Genomic DNA, 7,299 nt, shown 5'->3' on the forward strand with positions numbered 1-7,299 from the left:
ATGCCAGAGAAAAAAACCATAACCTCCAATCATTACAATGTCGCGCAGTTGCGTGTTGAAACTTGGAACAATCTAAAAAACAGGTCAACCAAACTTCAAACCAGTACCAGAGGCTCAACAGAAGAAAAAGAAGTGAAAAAAGAAGTGCGGGAAATCCTGAAGGAACTGGAAAGTATTGAATGTTACTTTGCATTTCCCGGAGTTTCACGTTTAAGAGCGCTTAATGAAATGCTAGACCGAAAGGAACATGCAGCAATCTCTCATAGAATTGCTGATATCACTAAGCACCTTGTAAGTGGCAAATACCGAAATACAAGTGATTTTTATGAAGAGGATGAACAAGGTGTAGATTTATCAGAAAACATGGAATCAGCTGATGGAGTTCGTAAAAATTACTTCGAAGTTTTATTTGTGGAAGACATATCTCAGCAAGAAGAGCATAAGTTAAGGCGGGATTTGAAAGATCTTCAGGTGTCCGGGGAGCAGTTCTATTACGGAATCGTGGTGCAGCGTTCCTTTGAAGACGCATTGATTGCTTTACGTTTCAACCCAAACATTCAGGCAGTAGTCATACGATATGCCCCTCCTTACCGTTCAAAAAAAATTAGCCCGCTGATTAAGCCATTCATTCAAAATATTTTGAAAATGGATTATTCGGCTACCCCGCAGGCGGAATTAGGCCCGGTATTAGGCCCTTTGGTCAAAAAGTTTAGGCCTGAACTGGATACATATTATGTTACAGATACTTCCCTGGCAAATCTTAAGGACAGTACGTTGAAAAGTTTCCGTCGTATTTTTTACAGGGCGGAAGACCTTCAGGAATTGCATTTGACTATTCTGAGAGGAATAAGCGAAAGATATGAAACACCTTTCTTTTCAGCTCTCAAGGAATACAGTAAAAAGCCCACCGGAATTTTCCATGCCATGCCGATATCAAGAGGGAATTCCGTTTTTAAATCACGATGGATAAACGATTTTGGGAGCTTCTACGGTAGAAACATGTTTTTGGCAGAAACTTCCTCAACAACAGGGGGTCTTGACTCTTTGCTGCAACCCACGGGTTCCTTAAAGAAGGCTCAAAAAATGGCAAGTAACGCATACGGCTCTCAGCATACTTTTTTTGTAACCAATGGTACTTCAACAGCAAATAAGATTGTCGTACAGGCCCTTGTAAAGCCAGGGGATGTGATTTTGATTGACAGGGATTGCCATAAATCTCACCACTACGGCCTTGTGCTTGCGGGAGCCTATCCGGTGTATTTGGATTCTTACCCTATTGAAAAGTATTCTATGTATGGCGCCGTTCCGCTGGAGCAGATTAAGGAAAAGCTACTGCAATTAAAAAAGGCCGGTAGACTGGACCTTGTGAAAATGCTACTGCTTACTAACTGTACCTTTGATGGATTGGTTTATAATGTGGAAAGAGTGATGCAGGAGATACTGGCAATAAAGCCGGATATGATATTTCTGTGGGATGAAGCCTGGTTTGCATTTGCTGGATTTACTTATAATTACAAGCAACGCACGGGAATGTTTGTTGCAAAAAAACTTTGCGATAAATACAAAAGCGACAGCTACAGGGAAGAATATGAAGCACATATCAAAAACCTGAAAAAAGACGAGGTGTCTAAGTTGCCTAACCCCGATGAGGTTCGTATCAGGGTATATTCTACCCAAAGTACCCATAAAACATTAAGCAGTTTCCGCCAAGGGTCTATGATCCATATCTGGGATGAGGATTTCCGTAGAAAAAGTGAAAACACCTTTATGGAGGCTTATATGACACATACATCTACCTCACCTAACTACCAGATGCTCGCATCCCTTGATGTTGGGCGTAGACAGGTCCAGTTTGAGGGCTATGAACTGGTAGAAAAAAGTGTAGAGTTGGCGATGGTTTTACGTGCAAAAATAAACGACCATCCCAAGCTGAACAAATATTTTGATGTCCTCACGATAAGTGATTTTATTCCGGAAGCATACCGGGAATCTGGGTTGTCTGAATATTACAATAAAAAAAACGGCTGGAATAGTATGGATAATGCCTGGGAGAATGACGAATTTGTGCTTGATCCCACTAAAATAACGTTGCATATTGGAAATACGGGAGTCGATGGAGACACCTTTAAAAATAAATATCTCATGGATAAATTTAATATCCAGATTAATAAAACTTCAAGGAACACAGTGCTTTTTATGACAAACATCGGGACGACCCGGGGAAGTGTTACCTATCTGACCAACGCACTTTTGAAAATAGCCGATGAGCTTGATCGTGAATTCAGTTCACTAAGTGAAAAAGAAAGTAAGATCCGCCAAGAGCGTATACAGTCCCTGACAAAGGATTACCCACCATTACCTGATTTCAGTTATTTTCATCATTCTTTTCAGGCCGTTCCCGGGGTACCGGGGGGAAATATTCGGGAAGCTTTCTTCCTGGCTTATAATGAAGAAAATTATGAATATATAGCCATAAAGGACTGTCTTCCTGTCATGAAGAATGATCGCACATTAGTGGCCTCTACCTTTATAATTCCTTATCCACCCGGTTTTCCGGTGCTGGTTCCGGGTCAGGTAGTCAGCGAGGAAATCATACAATTCCTAACCGCTTTGGATGTGTCTGAAATTCACGGATACAGGGCTGACCTGGGGCTTCGTATTTTTAAAGAAGGTGTTTTAAACCGGCAAAAAACAGCAACCTCTATGGGTGCTATGTCAGGAAACACAAAAAAACTGATTAAATAATTTTAAAAACAATATTATGGATTCTAAAAAAAGGACAAATACCAATAAAAAGGAAACATCAAATAAAAAGAAGGCTACTTCTGGAACTAAAACCAGTAATCGAGCAAAATCAGCTTCCCCGGCCAAAGCTCCCGCTGTTAAAAAAACTAAAAAACCCAAAGCGGCTGAACTTAATGGAGTTTCCGATATAAGAAGGTCTTTTCATAAAAATGAAGAGCCTTTATATTTCATCAGTGCTACTAATTTTAATCTTTTAGGAGCAGATGAGTGGATAAAAGGCTTCAGGTTCATCACATATATTGAATGTTTTGACGGTTTGCACCCAAACGTTTTTTCGCCTAAAGAAGAAATACCACACGATGATTTTGAAGGGATAGAGGATATAAACAACTATTTACTTCAACATCCTGAAGTTCAGAATTACATCAAAACAAGGTCTATTGATGGAAGGGCAGGAAAAGCCATGTTCCTAATGTTCAATGAAAAGACAGAAGAGCTTGCTGAAAAACTAGGGCTGGAAATAATGTTCCCAAAGGCTGAAATGAGAACCTTTCTGGACAACAAAGTCAATACCAACAGAATTGCCGAAAGGGCAGGAGTGGCCTGTGTTCCTTATGTTTTATCAAAAGTGAACGATTTTAAGCACCTGAGGAAAATTTCAAAAAAACTTGGTGATGAGCTAGTGATTCAAACGCCCTTTGGAGATTCAGGACATACTACTTTTTTCATATCCAATGAAAAAGAGTACAAAAAATATGCTGAAGAGATTGAGGCAGAAGACGAAGTAAAAATCATGAAACGCATCCGTTGCAGAGGATCAGCAATTGAAGCTTGTGTTACCCGTCACGGAACAATTGTCGCTCCACTGATGACAGAGCTGGTAGGGTTTAAAGAGTTAACTCCTTATGAAGGTGGCTGGTGCGGAAATGAGATCTACCCAAATGCTTTTACTCCTGAATTAAGGCAGAAAGCTATTGAAAACACCCAACTTTTTGGAAACCAATTGCGGGAGGAAGGCTATAAAGGGTATTTTGAATTAGACTTTTTGATTGATCAGGACAACGGTGAAATTTATCTTGGAGAGCTGAATCCCAGAGTAACAGGAGCTAGTTCCATCACCAATCACGCCGTATTTGCGCTTGCAGACGCACCTTTATTTGTTTTCCATATTCTGGAATGGATGGATATTGAATATGAACTCGATGTTAAGGCACTTAATAATCGCTGGGCAAAACAGGATAATCTTGACGGATGGAGTCAGTTAATTATCAAGCATACCGAGGATACCATAGAATATGTTACAGACTCTCCAAAATCAGGGATTTGGAGAATGTATGATACCGGGCATATACAATTTGACCGGATGGATACGCACAGAAGAGCGGTGGAAAATGAAAATGAAGCTTTCTTTCTCAGAATTACCAAAAAAGGAGATTATTTGTATGAAGGAGCAGATATGGGAATTCTTGTTACAAGAGGACGTATGATGACTGATGATTTTGAATTGAATCACAGGGCAAAACACTGGATCAAAGCCATTCGGTCTCAATTTAGATCTGAAATGGTGGAGGATAAAAAGAAACCAAAGCTTACCGGAAGTTTAACTAAATAAATCAGTTACTTTTGGAAAAGCTTAAAAATAAATAAAGAGCTATTAAGTTCTTACAATAATATACTTCATAAATCCCCTGAAAAATTATGCAACTACATTTTAACGCTATTTCTGAGCCCGGTTTACCCGGAAAGAAATGGCAAAAATTATTCAATACCCATTGGGCAGCTTATAGAACATGGCTTAATTCTAAAGAAAACACTTCAACACCGGACCTTAAAACATCTCAAGCAGCATTAAAAAAATATATGCCTGAAATGTGGCCTACTTATCAACGTCTCTGCAATTTGGCAAAAGCAGATGATGTGGCGGCACGGTTTTTAACCGGTTTCCAACCGCCTGCTTATATCAGTGCTTGTTCAAATGCTGTTATAGCAGGAGAAGATATCCAGTTGGTGCGCAATTATGATTACCATCCGGATCTAATAGAGGGCACCCAATTATTGAGTGCCTGGAATGGAAAAAAAGTTATTGCAACGAGCGATTGCCTTATTGGTGCAGTTGACGGTATGAATGAAGACGGACTTGCAATTTCGCTTACTTTCGGAGGACGAAAAGAAGTTGGGGAAGGCTTTGGGATACCAATGATTCTTAGATATGTGCTTGAGTTCTGCAGCAATGTTGAAGAAGCCGTTGAAGCATTAGTTCGTATTCCTTCTCATATGTCATATAACGTAACGGTCGTTGATAAAGCCGGAAAATTTAAAACAGTTCGCTTAGCACCAGACAAAAAACCGGTTATTACAGATGTGGCATTTACGACAAATCATCAGGGAGCTATTGACTGGCCAGAGAATGCTGCCTTTAATAAAACCTTGGAACGTTCTGCGTTTCTGGAAAAATTGTTAGCTAAAAAAGGAATGAATGCTAACACAATAGCAGACTCCTTCCTTCAAAAGCCACTCTATAACACCCAATTTAAAGATGGGTTTGGAACATTGTTTACCGCCGTTTATCGACCTGCAGAAGGAGTAGTGGAAATGCGCTGGCCCAATGTTAAGATTCGTCAGACTTTTGATGTATTTCAAGAGCAGTATAAGTTGATTAACTATAACCAACCTTCTGTAGCAGCGGTAAAAGTTGTTAGGAATGAAAAGACCAAGGTTCAAAGGACTTTACACCACGCGCAACCGGTTCAGGATCGACCTTTCAACGCTTGGAATTGGCAGGAATCACTTTCTGAATCTTTGTTGAATGCAATGGCATATTCTAGTCCTTCTGCAAATAAAGAACTGGAAAATATTAGAAAAAAAATAGTGAACAATGGAGAGGTTTCCTGGGAAAATCTAGCCGATTTTTGGACTACAGCTGGAAAAGGATATGGGGCTACCTGGAACAATTAATATGGATCAGGATCTTAGCGCGGAAATTTTCTATGGTAAGATCTTCGGTCCCTTTTTTATAAAAATTAAAACACATGGAATTTTACAGCATCAATCCATACGATGGGGAGCAGGTTGGTAAATATACAGCCCTTTCTTCAGTTGAACTGGATGAAAAACTACACAAATCAGGAGAAGTATTTAAAAGTTGGAGTCAAAAACCACTTTCAGATAGAACAGGTTTAATAAAAAAAGCAGGGCAGGTTCTTCGGGATAACCTTGAGGAATATGCACAAATGATTACTTCCGAAATGGGAAAACCTATTTCAGAATCCAGGGCCGAAGTAAACAAATGTGCCTGGGTTTGTGATTACTATGCTGAAAATGCCATAGCCTTTCTTGCACAGGAAGTTATAGAGACCGATGCAAAAATGAGTTTTGTGCGTCATGACCCAATCGGGGCTGTTTTTGCCGTTATGCCGTGGAATTTCCCTTTCTGGCAGGTATTCCGTTTTGCGGCACCTACTTTGACTGCCGGCAACACCGGACTTTTAAAACACGCTCCAAATGTTTTCGGTTGTGCGCTTATGATAGAAGAGGTCTTTAAAAAGGCAGGTTATCCTGATGGTGTTTTTCAAAATTTGATTGTCCACCATGACGAATCTGAAAAAATTATATCCCATGATGCAGTAAAGGCAGTAACACTTACAGGAAGTGAAAAGGCAGGTTCTGCCGTTGCCCAAATTGCAGGGAAGTATATCAAGAAAAGTTTGCTTGAATTGGGAGGAAATAATGCGTTTATCGTTTTGGAAGATGCAGACATTGACCAGGCTGTCAAAACAGCTGTAACTGCACGTATGTTGAATTGCGGACAGAGTTGTATAGCAGCCAAACGTTTTATTTTACTGGAAGGTATCTATGACGAATTTGTTTCAAAATTCACTGATTCAGTCAGTAAATTGAAAAGCGGTGATACTACAGATGATAATACCCAGGTAGGTCCTCTTGCGCGAAAAGACCTTGCTGACCAGCTAAACAAGCAGGTTAAAAAATCTATTGAACAAGGTGCTACCATCTTACTGGGGGGCAATCAGGATGAATGTTTTCATGAACCTACCATTCTCGGGAATGTAAAACCCGGGATGGCCGTGTTTGATGAAGAAACATTCGGGCCAGTGGCGGCTGTGATAAAAGCTCAAAATATAGATGAAGCTTTTTCCCTTGCAGAAAATTCAAAATTTGGCTTGGGGACTACGGTATTTACAACAGATATTGAGAAAGCTCTGGAATATGCCGAAAGGGTAAGTGATGGAGCCTATTTTGTCAACGAACTTGTAAAATCAGATCCAAGATTGCCGTTTGGTGGTACAAAACTTTCCGGGTACGGTCGTGAACTTGCAAGGGACGGTATGCTGGAATTTGTCAATAGGAAAACGGTTTACGTGAAGGGATAAATAATCAGATAATCCTGGGTTGATTTTACTGGTATTTTGTTTGATAACAGGTTTTAAAAAAGGGTTATGTTCAATTAAGTGTGTCATCGTTTAAAAATCTGTTATCAAAGTAATCTACTAAATCTCTTCTAACTGATGACCATCCAAACATTTGGCCATTCCATTT

The 7,299-nt window shown here is 39.9% G+C and carries 4 protein-coding genes; all 4 read left to right on the forward strand.

Annotated features, from left to right (window positions below; all coding sequences use genetic code 11):
* The 4 genes from IEV69_RS11525 (at window position 1) to IEV69_RS11540 (ending at window position 7,133) form a co-directional block, all read left to right on the forward strand.
* The gene (locus IEV69_RS11525) at window positions 1-2,745 is read left to right on the forward strand and encodes an aminotransferase class I/II-fold pyridoxal phosphate-dependent enzyme (RefSeq protein ID WP_188442610.1); all 2,745 of its coding nucleotides are present in this window, start codon (window positions 1-3) and stop codon (window positions 2,743-2,745) included.
* 16 nt (window positions 2,746-2,761) lie between these two features.
* Window positions 2,762-4,357: a biotin carboxylase gene (locus tag IEV69_RS11530; RefSeq protein ID WP_188442612.1), complete on the forward strand. Its 1,596-nt coding sequence runs from the start codon at window positions 2,762-2,764 to the stop codon at window positions 4,355-4,357.
* 86 nt (window positions 4,358-4,443) lie between these two features.
* Window positions 4,444-5,700, forward strand: coding sequence for a C45 family autoproteolytic acyltransferase/hydrolase (locus tag IEV69_RS11535; protein WP_188442615.1), 1,257 nt, complete (start codon window positions 4,444-4,446; stop codon window positions 5,698-5,700).
* Window positions 5,701-5,774: 74 nt separating this feature from the next.
* Window positions 5,775-7,133: an NAD-dependent succinate-semialdehyde dehydrogenase gene (locus IEV69_RS11540; RefSeq protein ID WP_188442617.1), complete on the forward strand. Its 1,359-nt coding sequence runs from the start codon at window positions 5,775-5,777 to the stop codon at window positions 7,131-7,133.
* The last annotated feature ends 166 nt before the right edge of the window (window positions 7,134-7,299 follow it).

This window comes from Planktosalinus lacus, assembly GCF_014640155.1.
In the GTDB taxonomy this organism is placed as follows: domain Bacteria; phylum Bacteroidota; class Bacteroidia; order Flavobacteriales; family Flavobacteriaceae; genus Planktosalinus; species Planktosalinus lacus.

Bases quoted from the DNA above. Each gene is read 5' to 3' on its own strand.
- IEV69_RS11525 (WP_188442610.1), top strand. From the start codon at position 1: ATGCCAGAGAAAAAAACCATAACCTCCAATCATTACAATGTCGCGCAG.
- IEV69_RS11540 (WP_188442617.1), top strand. From the start codon at position 5,775: ATGGAATTTTACAGCATCAATCCATACGATGGGGAGCAGGTTGGTAAA.
- IEV69_RS11530 (WP_188442612.1), top strand. From the start codon at position 2,762: ATGGATTCTAAAAAAAGGACAAATACCAATAAAAAGGAAACATCAAAT.
- IEV69_RS11535 (WP_188442615.1), top strand. From the start codon at position 4,444: ATGCAACTACATTTTAACGCTATTTCTGAGCCCGGTTTACCCGGAAAG.